We start from the raw sequence: 25260 nt of genomic DNA, 5'->3' as shown, positions 1-25260 counted from the left end.
ATCCTCCCATTATTTATTAAAATGTTCGTTCCAACGTTTGATAATAATATCGGCATTCTCATCAATCACAGCTTTGACCTTGCGGAAGTCGCCCGTTTTGATACCCTCTTTCTCTGTGAGGATGAACCCTGTACCATTCCATTCGAACTTGGCTACTCCGCCATTACCCTCTACGTGGATATGTGGCGGCTCGTGTTCTTTGCTGTAGAAAAAGAACGAGAACCCAAAAAATCTAAATACTTCTGGCATATAACTTTCGTTTTATTATTTCTCCGCTACAAAGATAGGAATTATTTATGATACCACAAATGGTTCTGCCAAATAATTCAGCAAGAAAATGAACTTTTATGCTTATTTAGTATAAATTCTTCCTTCTTACATAGGAATCAAATACCTGTCCCGGTGATTCGCCTAAATATTAAGGAATCTGCACATTCCTTGTTCTTTTTATCATTTAAATATAATATTATAGTATCTTTTATAATAACAGGCAAGACGATACGACTACTATTCATTCTTTCTATTTCCCATTTTTCGCCATATCCCTTTTGTCCTAAGCCCGATAGGTCTTCAATGTTTGCAATAAACCAAGAACTATTCTTATCAATATTATATTCACGACTATAATAATTCTTATACTCACGACGATACTCCACAAAAGCGTCATTTATCTTAATATTGTATTTACTATTGTATATCAATGAATATTCACATATAAAAGCATTCGATTTTTTTGAATCAGAAACATAATCACTATGACAATCCAAAACCTCTCTAAACATTGGAGGTGTCTGCACTCCCAATAGGTAAAAGAAAACAGATAAGAATACAACGATAAACAAAAGAATGAAACTCTTCTTCCATCTCTTGGAAATAAACAAATAAAGTATTGTTATAACTATACCGAATATTACAGCCCAATATGATATAAGTATAGTCATATAGTGATTTACATTATTGTACATTAGCCATAAAAGACCAAATAACATAAGGGAAAGAAATATAATTTTTTTCATTATTTTCTAGGTTTAATTACTTTTCCACGATTAGTTGTCTTTATTTGTCGATAGATATGATTGGGAACTTTGGCCCTTATTAAATAATCAGCTAAAGAAACTGCATTATTGGAATAAGGAGAAAAAGATACATCTTTTGGGGTTCCTGGATTTTTACCCGCTGCTGAGAGAGCAGTTTGGACAGTAACAGCACAATTAGAACCTAATACATTAAAAAAATTTGGGGACGGTTCTGAATGATCCAAAATAAGATACTCTGTTTTGTTCTCATTGTCGTAAGTTATTAATTATGTTGCAAAGGTAGTATTATTATCTCTTTCTACAAAATGTTTACACAAGAAAGTGAATCATTGAGAACTGTTCCTAAGTTTCACCTGTCTTCATTTGAATCTCGTTTTAATATTTAAAGTTTTTCGCCACTTTGAAAATAAGATAGTTCTTGCCATCATTATAGAACAACTGTAACCAATTATTCGTTATCTTAAACTTATTGCATTGCGGCAGGACATTACAGAACTCTTTGCCATCATAATCCTCTCGTCCAATACCGTTGTCAAAGTCCATGATTTCTATATTTGATCCAGAGATGGTGTATGCCCCGCCTAATTTACTGTATGTTGATTGGCCTGACATAGTGCCGTTTTCCCAGAACTTTATTACACTCATCCAGTCGTTTTTTAGAGATTTCGACTTTCTGACTATTCCTGTAGAGACATCACCATAACCGTATAGTTTCCACACGACACCAACAATATCTGTTACCTTCCTGTCATGGTCATTTCTTTTTAGTAAAGAAAACAACTTCACCCGACTATCCATCATTCTCCTTGCATATCTCGTCGATATTCTATGCCATTTAACATTATATGAGTCGTTTGTTTTGGCATTGAAAATATTATTTGAATAAGACACGACCATAAGGGTATCGTATATTTTTACATTTCCATTCCTATTTACATAAGTAAATAATGTATCATTAGATATTTTGAATTTTAGCCCCCATAGTGCAGGTGACCAATCATCGTATGCCCAAGTATCACCTAAGTACTTCAGTGTTGAGTCCTTCTTTGAAAACTCCATAATAGAGCCATGATGATCTTTTGGTTTCCAGCTATCTGACCAATATCCGACATCATTATGAGTAAGAACATTAAAACACGATTGCTTACAAGATGCGAATAGCGGTAATAGGAATGTAAGCACCTTTACTATTTTTATCGCTTTTTCCCCCAAAAAAATTTGGGGACGGTTCTGAATGATCCAAAATAAGATACTCAGTTTTGTTCTCATTGTCGTAAGTTATTAGTTATGTTGCAAAGATACGTCTCTTATTTCATTTTACAAAATGTTTAGACAGAAAAGTGGATCAGGGAGAACCGTCCCGGATTTTCCTCGCATCATTACATGGTAGATTCCTGTACCGCTTGGCGTTCTTGACTTTCTAGGCATAATAGTTGACATTTTACTTTGACTGATGCAAAGATACATCATTTTATCCAATATTGCAAATGTATTATACATAAAAGTCCTCCAAACTATTTTGAGCCTACTGTTTCATGACAGTACCTGTCCCTGTGTCAGACGCTCCCGACAAGCAGAATTTATGAATGAAACGCAGCACAGTCAGAAGCATGCAGTCAAGAGTAAACTTGATGGAACGATTCTCAACAATCCACAGAACCATTTTCACTCTTTTTTCGATACTGCAGTTCGTGCAGAGAAATATCAATTCCTAATCTATTTTTAGTACTAGATTTCCCTAATATTGTGAATCTAAGTATTCATTAATACGCATGAATATAATACTATCATTGGGATGTAAAATTGGATTATTTTTCATTATCTCTTTTAAATACAAGGTATCCCCCTTTATTGTAACAGTAAAAGTCTTTTTATAATCTAGCTTATAATTAAATAACAAATAATCCAAAATCTCTATACGAGTACTAATTGCTGCTTTAAAAAACGCAGTTCGTCCTGGTTTTACTGAAAAATTCAGATCCCCCCCTGCCTTAACTATCATTTTTGTTTTTTCTAAACTGATAAATGCTGCTTTTGTTAAAGGGGTTTCTAATATACGCCCATACGACAGTATTTCATTTTCTTTAACATAGTCATTAGGGTTACCACCATGCTCAAGTAAATACTTCAAAATTTCTATTGAATTAAATCCGCTAGCGGCCAATACCATCGGAGATGTTCCATTACAGGTATTATGGGCATTTGGGTTTGCACCATGATCCACTAAGAACTTAACAGCATCTAAATTATCATTAAATACTGCCCAAAAAAGTAATGTTTCTCCAAATTTCGGGTCCTTAAAGTCAATATCAATACTATAATCTTTGAGCATTTTCTCCGCTCTCTCAAATTTCCCCTTTGAGATACATTTTGCAAAATCCCATACCTCAGTATCTTTCCATAGTTCTATATCATACCCCAGATAGTCTTTCTCATTTCCAATACAGGCAACCATCATCTGTGTAACAAATATAACCAAAATATACTTCCTCATTTCTTTTGTTCCTCCTCAATTTTCTTTATTACAGTGTCAATTTGATGGTTATAAAATCTTAAAGCGGTGTTCACAATATTCTTCCCAGGCAAATATAAAAATTTGGGGACGGTTCTGAGTGATCCAAAATAAGATACTCAGTTTTGTTTTCATTGTCGTAAGTTATTAATTATGTTGCAAAGGTAGTATTATTATCTCTTTCTACAAAATGTTTAGACAGAAAAGTGGATCAGGGAGAACCGTCCCGGATTTTCGTCGGATTTTCGACAAACCCCTAACCTCCAACTGATTTCTTCTGAAACGCCGATGTACATGGCGTTTGCGGGCAGTTGGAGGTTGCTCTAACCTCCAACTAAGCTCTCACTAACCTCTAACATAGTGGGAGGTGGGTTGGACGTTAGTTGGAGGTTCAGATAACCTCCAACTGGTCTTGCGCCCTTTGTTTATCGAGGTTTGCGGGATTTTTAGTTGGAGGTTAGGGGTATCTCTTTGATATTGAGAGTACCACCATTCCCTACACGTAATTTTTAAAACCCTTGTCACCGTTGCCGCCTTGCAAAAGTATTTGATTGTCAAGGGATTGTGGGTAACAACATAGCGGCAACGGTGACAACAATATCTCCTATCTCAGTAAATTCAGTGAATTTACTCACCAAATTCAGTGAATTTACTGAGATAGGAGATATCGGAATAAAAAGCATCTAACAGGGGTGTTTTACGAAGGCGGCACCTCCTGCCTGCGAAGGTGCCGCTTCCTCGGGTCGAAGGCGGCACCTTCGACCCTTGAAGGTGCCGCCTTCATAGGGGAAGGGGGCAGGGCGAAGGGTTCAGGGTTAAGGGTTCATGGGGTAGGGTGATTAGCAAATGAGGGCTTTAATCGGGTCGAATAAAGCCCTTAATCGGTATGAAAGTGGGCTTTAGTCGGTAACAAAACAACAGTTAGTCGGTAACAAAGTGGGCTTCAGTCGGTACCTGATTTATATGAATTTTCGAAAAACATATAACCTTATAACATGATGTGGCTCAAATGCCGATAAACAGGGGCTTTACGGTATGTTAGATGTTCTGACAACATATAACATGCTTCAATCCCTTTGTACAAGGGCGTTTGAAGGGGATCATGTTATATGGTTATATGTTTTTCAGAAATTCATAATTCTGATGACAGACTATAGTTACTTCTCTATCAGAGCAACAGCATAGGCGGAGATGCCTTCTTGTCTGCCTGTGAAACCGAGTTTCTCGGTGGTCGTCGCTTTGATGGAAATCGCATCCACATCGCAGCCAATGACAGCAGCCATACATTGTTGCATGGCAGGGATATGAGGATTCATCTTTGGACGCTCGGCACAGATCGTCGCGTCGATATTCACCAAGTGATATCCTTTCGTGGCGATTAGCTCGATGGTCTTCTTGAGGATAACCTTGCTGTCCATACCCTCTGTCTCTGCGGCGGTATCTGGGAAGTGGTAGCCTATATCCCGCATATTAGCAGCTCCGAGGATAGCGTCACAGATGGCATGAATAAGGACATCGGCATCACTATGTCCGAGGAGACCTAGTTCATGCTCTAACTTGATACCCCCCATCCATAGGTCACGACCTGCGACGAGCTGGTGGACATCATATCCCATTCCCACCCGTATCATCGTCTTCTGAACAAGTCTTTGATGCCGTCCATATCGAAGGCAAGGGTGAAACGAAGGGTCTGGTCAAGAGGATTACTCTTTGCGGTAGCGATGACATAACCGACATCCAGAGAGAAGACACTCATACGGAAGCCACCACCGACAGTGAAGTATTTGAGGTTACCCTTGTTCTCGCTCTGGTGATGATAACCAGCACGAAGGGTAAACTGGTCGTGGTACGTATACTCGGCACCCACGCTCCACTGGATTTCCTGCAACTCTTCCTTGAAACCACCTGGTGCGTCACCAAAGCTCTTGAAGATACCAGCGATAGAGCCGACGTCATTGTATTCCTCAATGACACGTTGCTCATAGTCTTCCTTCGACTCACCCTCGTTCTGCTTGGGGACGGTGGGGACGAGGAGCTTGTTGGCATCAGCGGCAATAGTAAAGCGGTTGTACTCGTTGATGGGCACCATCAAGGAGGCACCGATACGAAGGTTGGCTGGGAGGAAGTTAGAACGGTCGTCACCAAAATAAGTAATCTTACTACCCACATTGGATATATTCATTCCAAGTCCCAACTGGCACTCACGCTGTCCGATATTGATGTAGTTGTTATAGTAGAGCGCCAGGTCAGCCGCAAAGGCGGAGGCAGGAGAGGAGTCCTCGCTATAGTCGTAGCGGAGGTCACTGTACAGCCAGCGGATAGCAGCGGCAAGGGAGAATTTCTCACTCAGCATCAGAGAGTAGGCGACATCTATAGACATCTCATAAGGTTTGACGGTCATCGCGTTCTCCTCCATAGAGGTCATTACTTCACCAAGAGAGAAATAACGCAGGGAGCCGGAGATGGCGGAATAGTCACCGATGCGATAGTATCCTGCCACATAGGCAAGACTGATATCATTAACCAATTGGCGGAGCCAAGGGGTGTAGTTCAGGGAGATACCGGCACGACTGATGCAGAAAGGATATTTGGCTGGATTCCAATATTGTGAGTTGACATCAGGGTCTGTAGCGGCTCCCACATCACCCATACCGGCAGCACGGGCATCAGGGGCAATAGTCTGCGACACCACAGCATGTTCAATGGGGTTGAACTGGCTCTTGGTGTCCTGTGCTTTCACTGTGATGGTGAACAGCAGGAAGACAATGGTTGTATAAATCTTATTTGCTTTCATCATTTTACTAAACGCAGGACGTTTTTATTTATTGCTTATAATGATGATTTTCTTGGCTTTAGAGGTCTGGCTGGAGCCGTCGCTGCTGATACGGACACGATAGAGGTAGACACCGGTATGCAATCGGCGGCCGCCATCAACACAGAGATCCCAGTTGATGACATAGCTGTTGTCATAGGCTGTACCATGCTCCTGGTGCTGCCAGAGGTGGTGTCCCGCCATATCGAAGATGTCGAGGATGACATCAAGGTTGCTACCCACACGGTCGTGGATAATACGTATATCCGTTGAGGTGGTGGCAGGGTTATGGGTACACTCCACATCAAAGAAGGTGGGTGCCGCGTCCTTCGACACCTTGAAATTCAACGTACTGGTGGTAGAGTTGTTGAGGACATCCCAGACACGGAACTGTAAGCGATGTGGCCCCTCGCTAAGCTCTGGGATGCTGAAGCCTACCGTTCCCTGGGTGAAACTTCCAAAGTCATATTGGAAATAGTCGTTGAGGTTGTATGTGCGAGCCAGTTCGCCATCAATAATCAACTGGAGGTCGTGACCGATGCCGTTACCTGTTGTGTTAATACCGTCGGGGTCGTTGATCTCAGCGATGAAATAAGGAGTGGCGTTCACTGTGCCGCCATCCACAAATGAGCTGCTGTTGAGATAACAGAAGACAGATGGTCCATCAGTATCTTGTTCCCCACTACCTCTCCCGTTGAAGACGACCTTGTCGGTATATCCGTTGGCTTCCTCATCTCTTTCCTTGTTGACGGCATAGATGGTGATCAGTCCTGTCCCGTCAGAGTAGCTGATATCCTTGGGGACAGCAAAGGAGAATTTGAAATGTCCTCTGCTGACACTGTCGGTGCCTTGGAAGAGTATCTTGTTACGATCGGTATAGACGAAAGCGGTCTCTGCCTCAGAAGGGTCATTACGACGACATACAACTTCCTCAGCAGCATCACGGACGATGGCTGTCATCTCACCAGAGAAGGTCTCGTTGACGTGTCCGTCTATATCAGCGACATATCCTGCTACTTCCACCGTGGAACCTGCTCCGATTTTCAAAGGTGTGGAAAGATCGGCGATCTCCTGTCCGTTGATAGTCTCGATGATCACAGGACTGGTGGGGATGGCGAGTCTCAGTGCAGGGTCGCCAAGGAGCGCATATTGTAACTTATTGGCAGTCTGGTCGCTACCTGTCTGTATCAGTTGATTCTTTGCCCGACGTACTGCTTCACCGATAGCCACACGATTGTGACCACCATTCAGCAAATGGTTTGTGAAGGCAAGGTTCATCATACGATTGTATGACTGGTAAACGGTGCGGGTGGTGCCGAAGAACGCAACGGCTCCTCCCTTCGTACTCAAGACGGCAGTCTCACCGATATTATCTTCTTGTCCGTCAAATGGCATGATGTCACAGGAGGCGGTTACCCACAGGGGAAGACGCTTGGAGACTGCTTCCTCAAAATCCTGAAGGGTCAATACGTATTCGTGGGAGAAACTGGCAGGCGCCCCATGACCAGAGTAGTTCATGATGAGGGCACCGCTGTTCATCTGCTGCTTCAGCAGGCGGGTGATATCAGGGTAGCGGTTGCCCGTTGCCGTACTGGTACGTGGATAGGCATCCCACATGACCCGTTTTACCTGCAAGGCAGGTTGTAACTGTTCGACGAGGGTGGCTACCGCCTGGGCGTCTTTCATGTGCTGGTTCTCATTACCATCGTCACCTAACACACAAACCGTATTCTGCCAGGCTCCTGCCTGCTCGTTACTGAGGTATTGCTCCACCTTGTCAACCATCGTCGCTGCCTGGTCTGCCGTACGTACAGGGAAACGTCCAACAGCAATGTCTGGCTTGTCGCTCCTCAGCATGTTACCGCCCTCCATATCATCAAGCAAACAGAAATAGTCATCGCTCACATAGCAGTCGGTATGACTATAGGAATTCTCACTCTCATAGCAGAGCAGGAAGTCATCAGGGACCTCCTTCGTCCATGCTGTCGACAACATGCGGTTATCCCATGCCGCATCACCCATCAACAGGAGGTAACGTGGCATGTCCTCTTCGGAGGAAGCACGGTCGTAGAGCATTTTCATATAACGGCGATAAGCGTTGGCGTCTGGGGTACCACTACTGAACTCGTTATAGAGCTCGTCGGCAAAAACGACACGGACACGCAGACCGTCCCGCTCCTCATGGATTGTCTTCAGACGACTTGCCTGCTGAGCCATCTTCCCACTCGACGGGATGATAATAACCATGTCTGCCGCCTCGTCGGCATGATGGTCTTGATTGGCGATCATCCCTACATATTCTGGTACGGGGAAACTGCCGGATGACAGATCGGGAGCTGTTGCCGGTGACTCATCAAACAAAGAGATGTAGTCGAGGCGAACTGTCGCATTACCATTAGCTGGTTGTATCCTGACCTGATTGCTAGCCTGTAGGTTGTCGACTGCGAAGGTCTTACTTCCTATCCGCATCTCGTCATAATTGCCACGCGAAGGAATAGTGACAGTCCCCACTGCGGTACCGTTCACACTGACGGACACAGAGGTCGCCTGGTCTGCGGTGACGACAACTGTCACCGCACCTTTTGCACCATTACCAGAGGCTTTGAGGGAATAATCACGAGAGCTTCCTCCTCTCAGGACAGTGGCATCATAGAGGTTACGCCCTCCCTTGAACCAAGCATAGTCATCCACTTCATAGAGGGTGTTGTGGTCATCTTCTAAAGGATAATATGCCGCAAGGAAGGCTTCCTGACTGATGGTTTGCGGTTCTCCGTCACTTTCTGTGAGGAAATAATAGCCGTAGTCAGAATAGGGGTTGCGGATTCGCTGGTGTCGTTCGTTCCAGGTGACAGGACCGACGGCATGAAATAGCCGGCGACCTCCTACATTACACGTAGGAATCTCTTGGAGATCATCGGTCTCCTTCAGGTAATCAGCCGTCAGAAGCTCTGGTTGCATAGCACCTCCATAGCCATAGACTCTCACCTTTTCTCTATTTGTGAAACCTGCTTTCTGAAGAAGGTCGTTACTGAGTTGGTAAATACCTGTTTTCGGTATCCGTATCTTGACCCATTCTCCTTCCAGTAATACGGAATGGTCGGCATAACGTTTGCCGTCTGCCGCTCTTCTGGAAGTTGTTTTCTTAACGGCTTTCGGTTTTACCTTCAGCATGAAACTGACAAGTTTCTGGTATTTCTTATTGCGATATACTAAAGGGACAAAAGACACCTCTAATGATGCTTTCTTACGGGAAACAGCGATTTGTTGACTGATTTTAGGCAGTTTGGGCAGCTCTTCCTGGGTGATCTGCTGATAATGCTGGATGTCAGCATCGCTCATGGGAATGAACTCCGGATATTCAATACTGACAGTATAGGTAGAGTCCGCATAGTTGTCGTAAAGGGGGATGGCATAAGAAACAACGGGTAATACAGAGTCAACTCTGACTTGCGGCGCTGTCAGATTGTAAAACCGTTGTGCTCCTATCGTTAGACAGGAACATAACAATAATAGACTTAGTATCGCTCTCCTCATTTACTTGCAATTAAATTCTAAGACCTTACGCTCTTCCAACCAACCTTCCAGATGGTCGTCAATATGGACAGGACCAACACCTACTGGTGTTCCTGTATAGAGTAAGTCACCCGTCTTTAAGGTAAAGAACTGTGAGATATAGGCGATCAGCTCATCGACCTTGTAGAGCATGTCACTCGAACAACCTTCCTGTACCGTCTTGCCGTTGATATCGAGATGAAAATGGATCGCCTGTATGTCTCGGAACTTGTTGATATCCACCCACTCACCGATGACGGCAGAACCGTCGAAGCCTTTGCAGATCTCCCAGGGATGTCCCTGACTGCGTGCTTCCCGCTGGAGGTCACGTGCTGTGAAGTCGATACCTACGGTCACCGCATCGTAATAGCGATGGGCAAAACGCTCAGGAATACTCTTCCCCAAGCGGCAGATACGTACCACCATTTCTGTCTCATAGTCCACCTGTTCACTCCAGTCAGGGATGAAGAAGGGCTTGTGGTCCTTCAGCAGCGCTGAGTCGGCTTTCGTGAAAATCACGGGCTTCTCTGGTTTATATAACGCTCCATCCAGCTCTTTATTGTGTTGGATGTAGTTCATGCCTACAGCGAATATCTTCATGTCTTTGATGATTTTATGCTGCAAAGATAGAAATTTTTCCTTAAAATGCATTATCTTTGCAGCACAATGATGAAAAAGTTACTCATCCTATTGCTGATACTCGCTGGAATGACGAGCGTTCAGGCACAGTCACGACGTGATACCCGTTGTATGGATTTCATGGGTATCCCGCTGGAAGGTCCTGTGGACTCCTTCGTCGTTGCCTTGAAGGAAAAGGGGTTCACGGAATGGGGCAATTCCGACGACGGGGAGGACCTGTATTTCCGTGGTGATTATTATGGTATTCGTGCCAAGGTAATGGTTAACGTGCAGTTGCCTAATCGTTTCGTACAGTCGGTGTATGTCACCATTGGTCCCTATCGCACCAAAGACATGCTGACACGTAATCATACCTATTTCCTAAACAAACTGGAGAAAGAGTATGGAGAGTATATCGCTCGTGGCGGAGCAGAATATTTCATGGGGGAATATGGTGACATCAAAGTGTCCGAGAACAACAATGGCAACGGCTCTTCTGACCTGAATTTCTTTTATATGCCTTCCACACCTTTCTACAAGGATGCCATTATCTTCGGACTGAAAGGACATGTGCAGGAGGTGACTACAGAGAATGCTGTAGCGGAGAATCCGCTGGAGCGTTTTGCAAGAAACGGGAAGATGGAGAATCCGGACATCACCGAGCGGAAGTATGACGCATACGGCTATCTGATACAGGGAAAGATGTTGGAACGACAGGGAATGAGTATTATCAACTATGAGTATGACGCACAAAACCGTCTGGTGAAGCGTACGTTGACCAACAAAGCTGCCAATATCACCTATATCCATGAGTATGTCTATAATGAGAAAGACGAGATATTAAATCTCGATCAAAAGGTGTTTGACGAGACAAATGAATGTGTGATGTCCATCAACATGCGCAACAAATACGAGGACCATGACGACATGGGCAACTGGACTCGCAATGCCTTGAATATCGTTTATTGGGAGAAAGGAGCACAGAGCCAGACAACAAACGTAATACAAACGAGAAAGATACGGTACTGGGACGAATAAAGAAAACAAAAAACGCTGACTCTTTCGAGCCAGCGTTTTTATATCAAGTAAATCATTACTCTGCAACGAGTGTGAAACGCTTGAAGTCGACAATCTTCAACTCCTTGTCCTGCTGGGCAAGCCACTGTGATACGGTAGCCTTGTCGCCGTCACCGAACTGGAATTCCTGATCAACGAGGCAGTTCTCCTTCAAGAACTTCTGGACGCGACCCTTGGCGATATTCTCAATCATGTTAGGATTCAGGGTTGCAGCCTTCTCAGCAGCAGCCTTCTCCTTCAGCTCACGAGCCTCCTTTGCTTGCTCCTCTGTCAGCCAACCCTTCTTGATGTTGCTCTCGATGTGATCCTCTGAGTCAACCAAGTTAGGATTGATGCCAGCTTTCTTCAGGACAACTTCTACGTACTTCTCGACCTGCTCAAGCTTTGTCTTCTCAACAGCGGTCTTGTACTCCTCATCCAAAATCTTCTGGTCAACTTTGTCTGCATCGAGTGCAACGGGCTTCATGGCAGCTACCTGCATTGCGATCTTGTGACCAATCTCTGCAGCAGGCTTGTTCAGCTGTACCATCGTACACAGAGTATTCTTACCCATGTGGTTATAAACCTCGATGTTCTCACCCTCAAGTACGAGGTAGCCATCCAACTCCATCTTCTCACCTGTGATACCAGAGCGCTGAGTAACAGCCTCCTGGGCAGTCTGACCGTTAATCGTCAGAGCCTTTACAGCCTCGATGTCCTTGCACTTGTTAGCGATGGCAGCGTCGAGGATGCTTTGAGTCAGGGCAATGAAGTCTGCACCATTAGCAACGAAGTCGGTCTCACACTTCAAGGCAATCATAGCGGCAAAGCCGTCAGCAGCCTTTACGAGAACACAACCATTAGATGTCTCACGGTCGCTACGCTTAGCAGCGATGGCAAGTCCACGCTCGCGGAGCAGTTCCTTTGCCTTGTCGAAGTCGCCCTCAGCCTCAGTCAATGCTTTCTTTACATCAGCAAGACCAGCGCCGGTCATGGTGCGAAGCTTCTTGATATCGTCTATTGAAATAGCCATAATCTTTTTTCTTTTTCGTTATTCTGTTAATTCGATATGTCGGGATTTCGATATGTCGATATTCCGATAATTACTCTGCGGCCTCTTCTACAGCAGGTGCAGCCTCTTCAGCAACAGGTGCCTCCTCTACAGGAGCCTCTGCAGGTGCGTCGGCAGCCTTACGGGGCTTACGAGCAGCACGCTTTGGCTTTACCTCTTCTGCCTCAGCATCAGCCTGAGCATCAGCAGCCTTCTCGTCAGCTTTCTCAACCTTACGCTCCTCAAGACCCTCATTGATGGCATTGCAGCAAGCAGTGAGAATAATCTCTACACTATCCTTGGCATCATCATTAGCAGGAATGATGAAGTCGATATTGTTAGGATCAGAGTTAGTGTCTACGATACCGAATACAGGGATACCCAGACGGTTTGCCTCGCGAACGGCAATCTGCTCCTTCAGTACGTCAACTACGAAGAGGGCAGAAGGCAGACGTGTCAGGTCAGCGATAGAACCGAGGTTCTTCTCCAACTTAGCACGCTGGCGGGTAATCTGCAGCAACTCACGCTTAGAGAGGTTGCTGAAAGTACCGTCCTGCATCAGCTTATCGATGTTCGCCATTTTCTTTACGGCCTTGCGGATAGTCGGGAAGTTGGTTAACATACCACCCGGCCAACGCTCAATAACGTAAGGCATGTTCACACTGGTAGCTTTATCAGCGATGATGTCCTTCGTCTGTTTTTTAGTAGCGACGAACAGAATTTTCTTACCACTCTTGGCAATCTGCTTCAAGGCATCTGCAGCCTCGTCAATTTTAACTACAGTCTTGTGTAGATCAATGATATGGATACCGTTACGCTCAGTATAGATGTACTGTGCCATAGCAGGGTTCCACTTACGCTTCAGGTGACCGAAATGACAGCCAGCCTGTAATAACTGATCAAAATTTGTTCTAGACATTTTGCTTTTCTTTTTTAATTGTTTACTTTCTTTTTAATTCTTTTAGTCGCTGCGCTTGGTAAAAGCGCTAAAGCGATTACTTGTTAGAATCAGCAGCTGAGTAATTATAGTCACTATAGCCACTATAGTTCCTATAGGTCTTAGCTGTTTAGATACTAAACGTAGTCCAGTATTAACGCTTACTGAACTGGAAGCGACGACGAGCCTTTGGCTGACCTGGCTTCTTACGCTCAACCTCACGAGAATCGCGGGTGAGGAAACCTTGTACCTTCAAGGCTTTTTTATCCTCAGCATTTACCTTTACCAATGCACGAGCAATGGCGAGGCGGAGAGCTTGGCTCTGACCAGTAAAACCACCACCGTCCAAGTTTGCCTTGATATCATATTTCTCAGCCACCTCGAGCAGGTTCAGCGGCTGCTTAACCACGTACTGCAGAATAGCTGAAGGGAAATACTCTGTTAAATCCTTCTTGTTGATCGTAATCTTGCCTGTGCCTTCGCTCAGGTAAACGCGAGCTACAGAGCTCTTACGACGACCGATTGCATTAATTACTTCCATCTTCTATCTTATTATTTATACTGGTTAATATCAATTGCTTTTGGCTTCTGAGCCTCGTGCTTGTGCTCTGTTCCCTCGTAAATATAAAGGTTGTTCAGCAGACTGCGTCCAAGAGGACCTTTTGGCAGCATGCCTTTGACAGCGTGTTTCAGGAAACGCTCAACACCATAAGGAGTCTTACGGAGTTCAGCAGGAGTGCTGAAACGCTGACCACCAGGATAACCAGTATAACGGGTATATACCTTGTCTGTCTCTTTTTTGCCAGTGAATTTCACTTTGGCAGCATTGATGATAATTACGTTGTCTCCACAATCCTGGTTAGGAGTGAAGTTGGGCTTGTACTTTCCGCGAATCAGTTTCGCAACCTTAGAAGCGAGGCGGCCTACTACCTGATCGGTAGCATCGATAACCACCCATTCCTTCTGCTCACGGGCAGCTTCCTTTGATACGGAAATGGTCTTGTAACTTAAAGTGTCCATTTTACTTTTAAATTTTACTACTAAAAAACAATTATTCTATTTCTCTTACACACAAACAACACTACGGCAGAGAGTCTAACGCTCCGCAGCAGTCTAACGTCTGTGCCTTTCGGCTGAACCATGATTCACAAACCGCAATGCCCGGCCAAAGACACTACTATTTACACAAGGTCCACGGGGATTCTAAGCCTCTCCCCAATAATCGGACTGCAAAGGTACGGTTTTTCTCTTGAATCAGGGAAACGAAGAACTGGATAAGTTAAAGATTTAATATTATTTAACTTATCCAGTTGCTTATACCTTATTATTATATATAGAGACTATAGTAACTATAGATTTTATAGATATCCCAACCAGCGGAGAATGTCGTTCAAATTGGCAAACACCATTAAAAGGATGAGGATGCCAAAGCCCACATACTCTGCACGAATCATGAACTCCTCCGAGGGTTTACGACGAGTGATCATCTCATAGAGCAGGAAAAGTACGTGACCACCGTCAAGGGCTGGGATGGGAAGGATGTTCATAAAGGCGAGTATGATGCTGAGGAATGCGGTCATCTTCCAGAACATATACCAGTCCCACATAGGAGGAAAGAGGCTGCCGATGGCTCCGAAACCACCAAGAGACTTCGCCCCGTCTGCCGTAAACACGTATTTCATGTCACCAACATAGCTGCCAAGGACATCACATCCATATTTGATACCAGCAGGGATACTCTCCAAGAAACCATATTCCTTTGTGACGGGTTTATAGAGCCCGGCGATCGTACTGACTACAAAACCTAGTTTCAAGTCTGGGGTAAGGATGACGCTGGCAGTATCTTTCTTACTTTCATGACCAAAGACAATGGTAACAGTACGTGCCTTCAAACTGTCAGCGGGAGAAGCAGCAGTGTCCAATAAATCCTGTCTACGACCAAGGAGGTCGATGAACTCGTTATAACTATCCACAGGACTGCCGTTTAACGCAAGGATATGGTCGCCTGCCTTGATACCAATCTTCTCCGCAGGAGTACCAGGTACCACACTGTCAACCTTGGCAGGAATCAAGGGACGAACGAAGGCTGGGTCAGCCTTCAGCATACCTAACAGGTTCAGCTCACCAGGCAGGTTGATACTCATCTTCTTACCATTGCGGATAATATCCACACGCTTTGCCTCAGAGATATCACGATAGAGGTCAGCACTAAAGTCCTTGAAAGCCTTCGTCTCCGTTCCAATGAGAATGTCACCATCCTTGAAGCCATAAGACTTCGCCTCTTGGTTGAACTTCATACCCAGCGTCATATCCTTGACGGGGATATAAGTATCGCCCCAGTAGAAGAGAATCATGGAGTAGATAAACAGGGCAAGCAGGAAATTCACCAACACACCGCCTATCATAATAAGCAATCGCTGCCATGCAGGCTTGGTGCGGAACTCCCACGGCTGTGCGGGCTTTTTCATCTGTTCGGTATCAAAACTCTCGTCAATCATACCTGCTATCTTACAATAGCCACCTAAAGGTAACCAGCCCACCCCATATTCCGTATCGCTGTTCTTGGGTTTAAACTTAAACAGACTGAACTTCCAGTCGAAAAAGATATAAAACTTCTCCACCCTCACTCCAAAGAGCTTGGCGAAGAAGAAATGCCCTCCCTCATGCAGTAATACCAATAAGGAGATGGCAAGAATAAATTGTAATACTCTGATTAAAAATACTTCCATTATTAATAAATTTTAATTCGATATGTCGAAATGTCGATATAACGTTATTTTGAATTACTCATCAACTCCGTAGCGATTCTCCGTGCCTCCGCATCGGTAGCAACATACGTATCGTAAGTCGGATTGGCGTCATAAGTACATTTTACCATGGTCTCGGAGATGATGTCACTCATCTGAAGGAAGCTACACTTGTCTTCCAAGAAACCACGATTCACAATCTCATTGGCAGCATTGACGATACATGGCATATTACCACCTCGCTGAATAGCCTCGAAAGCAAGGGCAAGACAGCGGAACTTCTTCAAATCAGGTTCGAAGAACTCCAGCTTCTGGGCAGCGAAGAGGTCAAGACGTTCCCCTGTAAGAGTGAGACGCTTGGGATAAGAAAAAGCATATTGGATAGGCAGTCGCATATCGGGCACACCAAGTTGTGCCTTGACGGCACCATCCTGAAACTGTACGGCACTATGTACGATACTCTGCGGGTGAACCAGTACTTGTATCTGTGATGCCTTCACGCCAAAGAGCCATTTTGCCTCTATCACCTCAAATCCTTTGTTCATCATCGAGGCGGAGTCAATGGTAATCTTCGCTCCCATGTCCCATGTCGGATGGCGTAAAGCATCGTCTTTGGTGACTTTAGCAATCTGCTCTAAAGTCATGTTACGGAAAGGACCGCCACTTGCCGTGAGCAGGATCTTTTCGATGGGATTATGGTCCTCACCCACCAGACTCTGGAAGATGGCAGAGTGCTCACTATCCACAGGCAGGATTGGTGCATGATATTGTGTGGCAAGGTCTTGTATCAGCTCACCAGCCACCACCAAGGTCTCTTTGTTGGCAAGGGCGATTGCCTTGCGTGCCTTGATGGCATGAATCGTAGGCGAGAGTCCTGCAAATCCCACCATAGCAGTCAACACCATATCGATAGGACCAGCCTCCACAATCTCGTCGAGAGCCTTTTGTCCGGCATATACCTTCACTTCAGGCAGGTCATCCATCAGTCGTTTCAGTTCGTCATAGCGAGCCTCGTTGGCGATGACAATGGCAGCAGGCTTAAATCGGTGTGCCTGTTCAGCAAGCAGCTCAACCTTGTTATTTGCCGTCAGACAATATACTTCATAGAGGTCACTATGTTCTTCTATGACTTGTAAAGCCTGTGTGCCTATCGACCCTGTAGAGCCGAGAATGGCTATTTGTCTTTTCTTCATAATTCTAATAATCCCTCAGGGATTTCCATTTTTATCGTTCTTTCCTTGGTATTGATCTCCGTGATGAGGTTGTCTGTGGCAGGGATGAGTCGCCCGTCTTCCAACTCAAACAGTACATTAGCGGTGCTGTCATCGATAGCGGTGATAACACCCACCTTCTTGTTATTGTCTGCTTCAACGATGTCAAAGCCTACAAGAGAAGCAAGCGAGAGTTGGTCATCATCCTCTTCTACCAAGGCGCGAGGAAAAAACACATCACAACCTGTCAGTTCCGAGGCACGCTCCTGTGAGTTTACATCACAAAACTTCACAAGGGCGAGGGAGTCAGAGCGGAAACGGTATTCTTCCATGAAGAAAGGCACGAGAATGCCGTCCATGTCCAAAACAAGATAATCGGCATCCATGCGGTCGAAGATGTCATCCTCAAACTGGAACGACACCTCTCCCTTGACACCATGCGCCTTACCGAGTCTTCCTATCCTATATACCTCCTCTGGTCTGATCATAATCTCTCTATTTTTGCTCCTAAAGCATTCAGTCGGTCCTCGATATGCTCGTAACCACGATCTATCTGTTCGATATTACTAATTGTACTGGTACCGTTAGCACTCATGGCAGCAATCAACAGAGCGATACCCGCACGGATATCAGGACTCGACATCCTACTGGCGCGGAGTGTCAGTTTGCGGTCATGCCCTACGACGACGGCACGATGGGGGTCACAAAGGATGATCTGTGCACCCATATCAATAAGGCGGTCGACGAAGAACAAACGGCTTTCAAACATTTTCTGGTGGAATAGCACGGAGCCGCGAGCCTGTGTAGCTACAACGATGAGTACACTAAGCAGGTCTGGGGTCAGTCCAGGCCAAGGCGCATCAGCAAGTGTCATGATGGTACCATCGATGAACGAGTCCACCACATAATGTTTCTGTCGGGGGATATATAGGTCGTCACCTTCTGTCTCCACCTTTACGCCCAGTCGGCGGAAGGCATCGGGAATAATACCGAGGTCTTTCAATGATACGTCTTTAATACGTACCCCATCACCCACCATTGCCGCCATACCAATAAAAGAGCCTACCTCAATCATGTCGGGCAATAGTCTGTGCGCCGTACCACGAAGGGTCTCCACTCCCTCGATGGTTAGGAGGTTGCTGCCAATGCCACTGATATGGGCACCCATGCCATTGAGCATGTGGCAGAGCTGTTGTACATACGGTTCACAAGCCGCGTTATAAATCGTTGTCGTACCTTGAGCGAGGACTGCCGCCATGACGATATTCGCCGTACCTGTCACGGAAGCCTCGTCGAGTAGCATATAAGAACCGCACAACTTCCCTTGCTTGGAGGATGCTTTGATTTCGTAGACGTTACGATCAGGCACATGACGGAACTTGGCACCCAGTTTCTCAAAGCCGAGGAAATGAGTGTCCAGTCGACGACGTCCGATCTTATCACCACCAGGTTTGGCAACAATCGCTTTTCCCATGCGTCCCAGTAATGGACCGATCATCATGACAGAGCCACGCAACTGCGCACACTTGTTCACGAACTCGTCACTCTGCAAATAATCTAAGTCGAGGGCATCAGCCTGAAATGTGAAAGTGTTGGCTGACGGATGCTCCACCGTTACACCAATATCCTTCAGCAGTTGGATGAGGTTATTGACATCACGGATGTCTGGAATATTATGGATAGTAATTTGCTCATTAGTAAGCAAGGTGGCGCAGATGACCTGTAACGCTTCATTCTTAGCACCTTGTGGCGTAATGGTACCACTCAGCAGGTGTCCGCCTTCTATCTTGAATGATGCCATTTATTTCTTCTTCTTATTGTTTTTCCCGTTACCGGTTGCTGTCATGCTCTCAAAACGGAAGCTCGACAAGTCGAGCTGTATTTTTCCATCTGTAAAGCGGGCAAGGTCGTCAGCAACTTTCTCGTCATCCATGGAACCATGTCCCCACGCTGCGAGGTCACGCTTCATCTGGTTAGCTGTCAGACGCACCAACTCATCACGCTCCTCTCCTTCAGGCATGGACTTCAGCTTCTCAAACAACTCTTCTATCAGTCTACCGTAATGACGCATACGGGCACCACCGGTAGGATGCGTCAACGGTGCTGGCTTCAATAGGATTTTCTCAGCCTCGCTCACGTCGAAGGGCCAGTCGATGTCCAATTGCTTGCGACTCATCAGGTAGAGATGATCCCAGAGTGCTTGCTCGGCATTCTCGCTGTCCTGTATTTGTGGGTTCTTACTCTCCATCAGTTGAACGATGGTCTCTGCGCAACGCTGTCGCTCTTCCTTGGTGGGAAGACTGACGGCATGGTCGACCATCTTCTGAATCTCACGTCCGTACTCAGGCATCAGCAACTTCTCTCGTTGCGTGTTGTAGTCTAATCCTTCTATGTTCATAATAATTTCTTTGGTTTCAGGGCTACGAAATCTTTCAGGTAGAATGGCACGAAATAGGCGACATCCTCTATCTGACCATTTAGCAACCGCTTCTCAGCGAGCGGCTGCATCCACTTGGCGATAGGCTCTATGCCATCGATATAGTGAGCATTGGGGTGGTTGATGGTCTCCATACATTTCTTGGCACCATTGCCGAAGAAATACACAGGGCGTTCATCCAGCCACTCTTTGTAGGTATCTGCCGTCACCACGTCGGCACTCACAGGACGAGCCTCTCTCAAGGCGCGGTCATAGAGAGCGGCATACACCTCCATCCGTCGTGCGTCAAGCATCGGACAGAGCAAAGCATTATCTTCTATCTCCTCATGTCCCAGCAAGACGGGCACACATAGCAGTTCGAGGGTGGGTACCCCGATCAGTTGTAGGTTACGACCATAACAAACTCCTTTCGCCATAGACACACCGATGCGCAGTCCTGTATAGGAACCGGGACCACAGCTCACGGCGACAGCATCGAAAGGAATCGCATGACTGTCCGTAAATGACAAAGCCTGATCGACCATCGACCCCAGCCGCTCCGCATGATTCGGACCACTATGTTCCTCCTCATGATAGATACAATGGCTGTCTTCCGATACCGCCACAGAGCATACGGATGTACTGGTCTCTATATGTAAAATGCAAGCCATTCTTTCTATTTTGTATTTTATAAGGTGCAAAGGTACAAAAAAATCGATTAAACGAGAACAAAAGGAATGAAATTCTTTTGTTGAGTGTGTTTTTTACAGAAAAGGTTGGAAAATTAAAATAAAACCCGTACCTTTGCGTCTAAAGTCAAAATAACAATCACCAAAAGAAGCTATGATGAAAAAATTATTTATGTGGGTGGCTTTCTCAGCTATGACAATCACAGCGAGTGCACAAAAAAGTATTGAGGTAGGGTTTCTTGGTACATCCCCCGACATCGTCGACCTTGCATGGGCATTCCTCGTCACTGGCGATGATGATGAAGAAGAGTGCGACCAGGAAGCGACAGCAGGAATCAAAGATGCTTTGGAACGTTATCGTCAAGGTGAGTCACAAGATAAGAATGTGACACTGACCGTTGACAAGAGGAACGGCTTTATGGTCTATGAGTTCAGATACGAGGAACACTTAAGCAGGATAGAGATGTGCTATTGGAACGAGGCTGACAAGAAGCACAAGCTTTTTGCCTATAACCGTTGGAGCTTCTCGAATGGCAAGCCCAGCCTGGGACAGTATGACGAGCTCGTTTTCCTCCGCTATAATAATGCCACAAAGAAGATGACTATGTGTGAGACTCCTGGTTTTGAAGTAAGTTATAACAATACCATCTATGCACTGCCGCGTACTGGCAAGGACATCACTGTCACCAAGTGGAATGACAATGGAACAAAGACGAAAAAGACATTGAAGTGGAACGGACACAAGTTCAACAAATAATATAAACGTGATAATATGATACAATCTATGACGGGCTACGGCAAGGCTGTCGTTGTCTATAAGGGAAAGAAAATCAATGTGGAAATCAAGTCGCTCAATTCCAAGCAGTTAGACTTAACCACCCGTATTGCCCCACTCTATCGCGAGAAAGAGATGGAAATCAGACAGTTAATTGCCGAGAAGGTCATTCGTGGAAAGGTGGAGATGAGTGTCTGGATTGAGAAGGATGCCGCTACAGAGGCAGCTCCTGTGAATACAGCACTGATGGAAAGCTACTATCAGCAGTTGAAGAGTTTTGCGGAGAGTCATGCGCTAACAGGTGTGGACTGGATGCAGACACTGACCCGTATGCCCGATGTGCTCACAAAGACAGAGGTTGAGGTGTTGGATGAAGAGGAGTGGACTGTTGCTCGTGCTGGTGTAGAAGAGGCTGTGCAACACCTGGTAGACTTCCGTACTCAGGAAGGTGCCGCCCTTGAGAAGAAATTTGGAGAGAAGATCGACAATATCGAGCGTCTGCTGGCAAGTATCGAGCCTTACGAGAAGAGCCGTGTAGAGAAGATACGTGCCCGTATCGTGGATGGTCTGAAGCAGATCCCAGAGGCAGAGTATGACAAGAACCGCTTGGAGCAGGAGCTCATATATTACATTGAGAAATTGGATATCAGTGAGGAGAAACAGCGTCTCACCAACCACCTGAAGTATTTCCGTGAGACGATGGCAGATAAGCCAGGACAGGGTAAAAAGCTCGGTTTCATTGCCCAGGAGATGGGTCGTGAGATTAACACCACCGGCTCGAAATCGAATCAGGCAGAGATGCAGAATATTGTGGTAAAGATGAAAGATGAGCTCGAACAAATCAAAGAGCAGGTGCTGAATGCTTTGTAGGATTGAAGGAATGAAAGGAAAGATGTTGATAGTAAGTGCTCCCTCTGGCAGTGGTAAGTCGACCATTGTCAACTGGTTGATGAAGGAGCATCCGGAGTTGAGACTTTATTTCTCCATCTCCTGTACCTCTCGTGCCCCTCGTGGGGAGGAGAAGGATGGTGTCGAGTATTTCTTCCTGACTCCTGAAGCGTTCAAGGAGAAGATTGCCAACAAGGAATTCCTGGAATATGAGGAGGTCTATAAGAATCGCTTCTATGGTACGTTGAAGGCACAGGTGGAGCGTCAGCGTGAAGCAGGACAGAATGTTGTATTCGACGTGGATGTGAAAGGTGGTGTGAATATCAAGAAACACTATGGTGACCAGGCTTTAAGTCTTTTCATCCAGCCTCCCTCTGTGGCAGAGCTGCGCAAAAGGTTAGAGCATCGTGGTACAGACACCCCAGAGGCTATAGAGCAACGACTTGCCAAAGCGGAATATGAGTTGACTTTCGCTCCTCAGTTTGATCATGTGGTCGTCAATGACGACTTGGAAAAGGCAAAGGAAGAGACTTTACGTATCGTTCGGGATTTCCTTTTTTAATCTTTTATGATGGTTTTTTAATGGTTAAAGTTGGCATCTTCGGTGGCTCGTTCAATCCCATCCATTGCGGACATATCGCACTGGCAAGGGAGATTCTCCGACAGACGGAGTTAGATGAGGTCTGGCTGATGGTGTCACCACAAAACCCTTTGAAGCGGGAAGCGACAGACCTGTTGGATGATGCCTCGCGTTATGCACTTGCCAAGAAGGCATTAGCTGATGAGGAAGGTATAGAGGCTTGCGACTATGAGTTTCATCTCCCCAAACCATCTTATACATGGACCACGCTACAACGGCTCCGCCAAGACTATCCCGACTATGAGTTCACTTTACTGATAGGTGGTGACAACTGGGAACGTTTTACACGATGGTACCATTGGAAAGATATCCTCCGATGTTATAAGGTGGTGGTCTATCCTCGTGACGGACAAGGTGGAACGATACAAGCGGCATTGTTACCCGTGTCAAGTACGGAGATTAGGGAGAAAGTGAGACGGGGACTGTCTATTGAGGGCTTAGTACCTGCTGCGATCGTAGAGGATGTGAAAAGACTGTATGGAGAAATGAAGGATTGAAGAGTTGAAAAAGGTATTGCAGATATTAGGGTGGCTATGGAAGCCCATACGTATGAATGCGGCATTCTTTGTATTCATGTTCGTACTGGGTTACCTCTGTACACAGACAGAGATCCGACTGCATCTGCGAGGAGCGAAACCTTATGAATTATCAGCCGTTGAGTTATTCTTCGACCTATACCTGACTTGTGTCTTCCTTACCTTGATGCCACAGAGGATACGCAAATGGATCCGCCTCTTATTTGCCATTATCCTCTATGTCGTTGCCCTGATAGACATGTTCTGTTATGTACATTTCGAGTCAACACTGACCCCCACGATGCTCATGCTCTTCTTCGAGACGACAGGACAAGAGGCAAGTGAGTTCCTGAACTCGTATGTGGGATGGGACCTGCTGACTTCCAAGACGGGGTGGATCTTCCTGATCGCTGGTTTACATATCCTATGGGCGATCTTCAGTGTTTGGTGGAAGAAGTACCATCCATCGACGGAACACTGTATCCCCCAACAAGCGATACCCTATTTGCAGGCAGGACTGGGAGTCATTGTCTTGGGACTTTTCATCTACTGCACAACCCAGTGTCTTCCCAACAAACAAGCTATCCACCGTTTAATGACAAAGTCGAACCTGGGAGAAGTGGAACATGAGCTGACGACCAAAGGATGTGCCGATCTCTACCTCCCCATTCACCGAATGGTGTTCAGCTTATATGCTAATCGTCTTGCCTCCCATCAGATAACCCAGTTGATGGCAGCAACGGAGAAGGTACAGGTGGACAGTTGTGACTTCCGTAGTCCACAGATCGTATTGATTATCGGGGAGAGCTTCAACAAACACCGTTCCCAGTTGTATGGCTATGACAAACCCACAACCCCTCGTCAGTTACAACGTATGCAGGATAGTACGCTGATTGCTTTCACAGATGTGGTGGCACCCTGGAACCTGACAAGCTTTGTTTTTAAGTATGTCTTCTCCCTTCATGCCGTTGGTGATCAAGACGACTGGACCGACCAGCCGATGTTCCCGGAGATATTCCGTAAGGCAGGGTATCATGTGACATTCCTTACGAATCAGTTTCTGCCTAAGGCGGGGGAGGCTGTCTATGACTTCAGTGGTGGTTTCTTCTTGAACCATCCTTCGTTGAGTGAACAGTTGTTCGACACCCGTAATACCCGTCTACATCGTTTTGACGAGGGAGTACTGCAAGACTACGATGCCCTGAAGGAACATCACGACCACCAGTTGACCATCTTCCATTTGATGGGACAACATGTGGACTATCGGGGACGTTTCCCTGTGAAGACCAGAAGGATGTTCTCCGCTGCCGACTATCCCGATAAGAAACTGGCTGAGAAGCGTCTGCAGATCAATGCCGACTATGATAATGCGACACGCTATAACGACTCTATTGTCGATGAGATCATCCGTCGTTTCGAACAGCGGAATGCTATTGTCATTTATATGCCAGATCATGGTGAGGAGTGTTTTAACACGTTAGATTACTTTGGACGCAACCACTCGGCAACCATCGACTACCGTCTTGCTCGTGAGGAGTTCGAGATCCCGTTCTGGATTTGGGCATCAGAGGAGTACCGCCAGACACATCCCCGTGAATGGGAGGCTGTCAGACGTTATCGCCACCGTCCTTATATGACGGACCTGTTGCCCCATACACTGATGTATCTGGGTGGGATCTATTCCAAGGACTATCGGAAAGACTATGACGTACTGAACAGTTCATATAATGAGAAACGTCCCCGACTATTGAAGAACAGTGTGGACTATAACGGTCTGCGACCGAAATGAAAGATTAAAGATTAA

The 25260-nt window shown here is 45.8% G+C and carries 25 protein-coding genes; 6 read left to right on the top strand and 19 right to left on the bottom strand.

Going from position 1 to position 25260, the window contains the following annotated elements:
- Positions 1–9 precede the first annotated feature (9 nt).
- The 9 genes from BM257_RS13450 to BM257_RS13410 form a co-directional block, all read right to left on the bottom strand.
- The gene (locus tag BM257_RS13450) at positions 10–249 is read right to left on the bottom strand and encodes a DUF4160 domain-containing protein (RefSeq protein WP_092073742.1); all 240 of its coding nucleotides are present in this window, start codon (positions 247–249) and stop codon (positions 10–12) included.
- A gap of 137 nt (positions 250–386) precedes the next feature.
- Complete coding sequence (locus BM257_RS13445) at positions 387–1016, bottom strand: hypothetical protein (protein WP_092073741.1); 630 nt, start codon at positions 1014–1016, stop codon at positions 387–389.
- Positions 1016–1261: a hypothetical protein gene (locus BM257_RS14635; protein ID WP_143096869.1), complete on the bottom strand. Its 246-nt coding sequence runs from the start codon at positions 1259–1261 to the stop codon at positions 1016–1018. The genes BM257_RS13445 and BM257_RS14635 overlap by 1 nt, the downstream gene beginning before the upstream one ends.
- A gap of 151 nt (positions 1262–1412) precedes the next feature.
- Positions 1413–2306 carry a hypothetical protein gene (locus tag BM257_RS13440; RefSeq protein ID WP_092073739.1) on the bottom strand — a complete coding sequence of 298 codons (894 nt, stop codon included), beginning with the start codon at positions 2304–2306 and terminating at the stop codon, positions 1413–1415.
- A gap of 469 nt (positions 2307–2775) precedes the next feature.
- Complete coding sequence (locus BM257_RS13430) at positions 2776–3531, bottom strand: ankyrin repeat domain-containing protein (RefSeq protein ID WP_092073735.1); 756 nt, start codon at positions 3529–3531, stop codon at positions 2776–2778.
- Between the two features lie 1175 nt (positions 3532–4706).
- Positions 4707–5180 (bottom strand): 2-C-methyl-D-erythritol 2,4-cyclodiphosphate synthase, encoded by a 474-nt coding sequence (gene ispF / locus BM257_RS13425; protein ID WP_092073733.1) that lies wholly within the window; start codon positions 5178–5180, stop codon positions 4707–4709.
- Positions 5177–6346 (bottom strand): type IX secretion system outer membrane channel protein PorV, encoded by a 1170-nt coding sequence (porV, locus tag BM257_RS13420; protein WP_092073731.1) that lies wholly within the window; start codon positions 6344–6346, stop codon positions 5177–5179. The genes ispF and porV overlap by 4 nt, the downstream gene beginning before the upstream one ends.
- Positions 6347–6367: 21 nt before the next feature.
- Entirely contained in the window at positions 6368–9895 is a 3528-nt protein-coding gene (gene porU / locus BM257_RS13415; protein WP_092073729.1) for a type IX secretion system sortase PorU, read from the bottom strand.
- Positions 9896–10513 (bottom strand): fumarylacetoacetate hydrolase family protein, encoded by a 618-nt coding sequence (locus BM257_RS13410; protein WP_092073727.1) that lies wholly within the window; start codon positions 10511–10513, stop codon positions 9896–9898.
- Positions 10514–10579: 66 nt separating this feature from the next.
- On the opposite strand from BM257_RS13410, the gene BM257_RS13405 reads away from it, so the two are divergent.
- Positions 10580–11569 (top strand): hypothetical protein, encoded by a 990-nt coding sequence (locus BM257_RS13405; RefSeq protein ID WP_092073725.1) that lies wholly within the window; start codon positions 10580–10582, stop codon positions 11567–11569.
- Between the two features lie 55 nt (positions 11570–11624).
- Here the strand turns inward: BM257_RS13405 and tsf are convergent, their stop codons facing one another.
- From tsf to tsaB, 10 genes are all read right to left on the bottom strand, one after another.
- On the bottom strand, positions 11625–12620 hold the full coding sequence (tsf, locus tag BM257_RS13400; protein WP_092073723.1) for a translation elongation factor Ts: 996 nt from the start codon (positions 12618–12620) through the stop codon (positions 11625–11627).
- A 70-nt stretch (positions 12621–12690) separates the two neighbouring features.
- On the bottom strand, positions 12691–13557 hold the full coding sequence (rpsB, locus tag BM257_RS13395) for a 30S ribosomal protein S2 (protein ID WP_092073721.1): 867 nt from the start codon (positions 13555–13557) through the stop codon (positions 12691–12693).
- A 172-nt stretch (positions 13558–13729) separates the two neighbouring features.
- The gene (gene rpsI, locus BM257_RS13390) at positions 13730–14116 is read right to left on the bottom strand and encodes a 30S ribosomal protein S9 (protein ID WP_092073719.1); all 387 of its coding nucleotides are present in this window, start codon (positions 14114–14116) and stop codon (positions 13730–13732) included.
- An 11-nt stretch (positions 14117–14127) separates the two neighbouring features.
- Positions 14128–14595: a 50S ribosomal protein L13 gene (rplM, locus tag BM257_RS13385; protein WP_092073717.1), complete on the bottom strand. Its 468-nt coding sequence runs from the start codon at positions 14593–14595 to the stop codon at positions 14128–14130.
- 338 nt (positions 14596–14933) lie between these two features.
- A complete protein-coding gene (gene rseP / locus BM257_RS13380; protein WP_092073715.1) occupies positions 14934–16304 on the bottom strand; it encodes an RIP metalloprotease RseP in 1371 nt (456 codons plus the stop codon).
- Positions 16305–16348: 44 nt separating this feature from the next.
- Entirely contained in the window at positions 16349–17515 is a 1167-nt protein-coding gene (locus tag BM257_RS13375; RefSeq protein ID WP_092073713.1) for a 1-deoxy-D-xylulose-5-phosphate reductoisomerase, read from the bottom strand.
- The gene (gene rimM / locus BM257_RS13370; RefSeq protein ID WP_092073711.1) at positions 17512–18021 is read right to left on the bottom strand and encodes a ribosome maturation factor RimM; all 510 of its coding nucleotides are present in this window, start codon (positions 18019–18021) and stop codon (positions 17512–17514) included. Before rimM ends, BM257_RS13375 begins: the two co-directional genes overlap by 4 nt.
- Positions 18018–19334 (bottom strand): UDP-N-acetylglucosamine 1-carboxyvinyltransferase, encoded by a 1317-nt coding sequence (gene murA / locus BM257_RS13365; RefSeq protein ID WP_092073709.1) that lies wholly within the window; start codon positions 19332–19334, stop codon positions 18018–18020. Before murA ends, rimM begins: the two co-directional genes overlap by 4 nt.
- Positions 19335–19931 carry a DUF4290 domain-containing protein gene (locus BM257_RS13360; RefSeq protein WP_092073707.1) on the bottom strand — a complete coding sequence of 199 codons (597 nt, stop codon included), beginning with the start codon at positions 19929–19931 and terminating at the stop codon, positions 19335–19337.
- Positions 19928–20620: a tRNA (adenosine(37)-N6)-threonylcarbamoyltransferase complex dimerization subunit type 1 TsaB gene (tsaB, locus tag BM257_RS13355; protein ID WP_092073705.1), complete on the bottom strand. Its 693-nt coding sequence runs from the start codon at positions 20618–20620 to the stop codon at positions 19928–19930. Before tsaB ends, BM257_RS13360 begins: the two co-directional genes overlap by 4 nt.
- Before the next feature lie 172 nt (positions 20621–20792).
- Here tsaB and BM257_RS13350 point away from each other — a divergent pair, with 172 nt between their 5' ends.
- The 5 genes from BM257_RS13350 to BM257_RS13330 are packed head-to-tail and all read left to right on the top strand — an operon-like array spanning position 20793 to position 25245.
- Positions 20793–21395, top strand: a complete 603-nt coding sequence (locus BM257_RS13350; RefSeq protein WP_092073703.1) for a hypothetical protein — start codon at positions 20793–20795, stop codon at positions 21393–21395.
- A 15-nt stretch (positions 21396–21410) separates the two neighbouring features.
- Positions 21411–22283 carry a YicC/YloC family endoribonuclease gene (locus tag BM257_RS13345; RefSeq protein ID WP_092073701.1) on the top strand — a complete coding sequence of 291 codons (873 nt, stop codon included), beginning with the start codon at positions 21411–21413 and terminating at the stop codon, positions 22281–22283.
- A gap of 22 nt (positions 22284–22305) precedes the next feature.
- Complete coding sequence (gmk, locus tag BM257_RS13340) at positions 22306–22863, top strand: guanylate kinase (protein WP_369821329.1); 558 nt, start codon at positions 22306–22308, stop codon at positions 22861–22863.
- A 20-nt stretch (positions 22864–22883) separates the two neighbouring features.
- A complete protein-coding gene (nadD, locus tag BM257_RS13335; RefSeq protein WP_092073697.1) occupies positions 22884–23438 on the top strand; it encodes a nicotinate (nicotinamide) nucleotide adenylyltransferase in 555 nt (184 codons plus the stop codon).
- A gap of 4 nt (positions 23439–23442) precedes the next feature.
- Positions 23443–25245, top strand: a complete 1803-nt coding sequence (locus BM257_RS13330; RefSeq protein WP_369821328.1) for a phosphoethanolamine transferase — start codon at positions 23443–23445, stop codon at positions 25243–25245.
- Positions 25246–25260: the final 15 nt, after the last annotated feature.

The sequence above is a fragment of the Prevotella sp. tf2-5 genome (assembly GCF_900115435.1).
In the GTDB taxonomy this organism is placed as follows: domain Bacteria; phylum Bacteroidota; class Bacteroidia; order Bacteroidales; family Bacteroidaceae; genus Prevotella.
This window is presented reverse-complemented; position numbering and strand designations above follow the sequence as displayed.

What these genes read in the sequence shown, in the direction of transcription:
- BM257_RS13445 (WP_092073741.1), bottom strand. Translation starts at nt 1,016, where the DNA reads ATGAAAAAAATTATATTTCTTTCCCTTATGTTATTTGGTCTTTTATGG.
- BM257_RS13405 (WP_092073725.1), top strand. Translation starts at nt 10,580, where the DNA reads ATGATGAAAAAGTTACTCATCCTATTGCTGATACTCGCTGGAATGACG.
- BM257_RS13450 (WP_092073742.1), bottom strand. Translation starts at nt 249, where the DNA reads ATGCCAGAAGTATTTAGATTTTTTGGGTTCTCGTTCTTTTTCTACAGC.
- tsaB (WP_092073705.1), bottom strand. Translation starts at nt 20,620, where the DNA reads ATGGCTTGCATTTTACATATAGAGACCAGTACATCCGTATGCTCTGTG.
- nadD (WP_092073697.1), top strand. Translation starts at nt 22,884, where the DNA reads ATGGTTAAAGTTGGCATCTTCGGTGGCTCGTTCAATCCCATCCATTGC.
- porV (WP_092073731.1), bottom strand. Translation starts at nt 6,346, where the DNA reads ATGATGAAAGCAAATAAGATTTATACAACCATTGTCTTCCTGCTGTTC.
- rseP (WP_092073715.1), bottom strand. Translation starts at nt 16,304, where the DNA reads ATGGAAGTATTTTTAATCAGAGTATTACAATTTATTCTTGCCATCTCC.
- gmk (WP_369821329.1), top strand. Translation starts at nt 22,306, where the DNA reads ATGTTGATAGTAAGTGCTCCCTCTGGCAGTGGTAAGTCGACCATTGTC.
- BM257_RS13345 (WP_092073701.1), top strand. Translation starts at nt 21,411, where the DNA reads ATGATACAATCTATGACGGGCTACGGCAAGGCTGTCGTTGTCTATAAG.
- BM257_RS13440 (WP_092073739.1), bottom strand. Translation starts at nt 2,306, where the DNA reads ATGAGAACAAAACTGAGTATCTTATTTTGGATCATTCAGAACCGTCCC.
- rpsB (WP_092073721.1), bottom strand. Translation starts at nt 13,557, where the DNA reads ATGTCTAGAACAAATTTTGATCAGTTATTACAGGCTGGCTGTCATTTC.
- BM257_RS13360 (WP_092073707.1), bottom strand. Translation starts at nt 19,931, where the DNA reads ATGAACATAGAAGGATTAGACTACAACACGCAACGAGAGAAGTTGCTG.
- rpsI (WP_092073719.1), bottom strand. Translation starts at nt 14,116, where the DNA reads ATGGAAGTAATTAATGCAATCGGTCGTCGTAAGAGCTCTGTAGCTCGC.
- murA (WP_092073709.1), bottom strand. Translation starts at nt 19,334, where the DNA reads ATGGCATCATTCAAGATAGAAGGCGGACACCTGCTGAGTGGTACCATT.
- tsf (WP_092073723.1), bottom strand. Translation starts at nt 12,620, where the DNA reads ATGGCTATTTCAATAGACGATATCAAGAAGCTTCGCACCATGACCGGC.
- rplM (WP_092073717.1), bottom strand. Translation starts at nt 14,595, where the DNA reads ATGGACACTTTAAGTTACAAGACCATTTCCGTATCAAAGGAAGCTGCC.
- BM257_RS13350 (WP_092073703.1), top strand. Translation starts at nt 20,793, where the DNA reads ATGATGAAAAAATTATTTATGTGGGTGGCTTTCTCAGCTATGACAATC.
- BM257_RS13410 (WP_092073727.1), bottom strand. Translation starts at nt 10,513, where the DNA reads ATGAAGATATTCGCTGTAGGCATGAACTACATCCAACACAATAAAGAG.
- porU (WP_092073729.1), bottom strand. Translation starts at nt 9,895, where the DNA reads ATGAGGAGAGCGATACTAAGTCTATTATTGTTATGTTCCTGTCTAACG.
- rimM (WP_092073711.1), bottom strand. Translation starts at nt 18,021, where the DNA reads ATGATCAGACCAGAGGAGGTATATAGGATAGGAAGACTCGGTAAGGCG.
- ispF (WP_092073733.1), bottom strand. Translation starts at nt 5,180, where the DNA reads ATGATACGGGTGGGAATGGGATATGATGTCCACCAGCTCGTCGCAGGT.
- BM257_RS13375 (WP_092073713.1), bottom strand. Translation starts at nt 17,515, where the DNA reads ATGAAGAAAAGACAAATAGCCATTCTCGGCTCTACAGGGTCGATAGGC.
- BM257_RS13430 (WP_092073735.1), bottom strand. Translation starts at nt 3,531, where the DNA reads ATGAGGAAGTATATTTTGGTTATATTTGTTACACAGATGATGGTTGCC.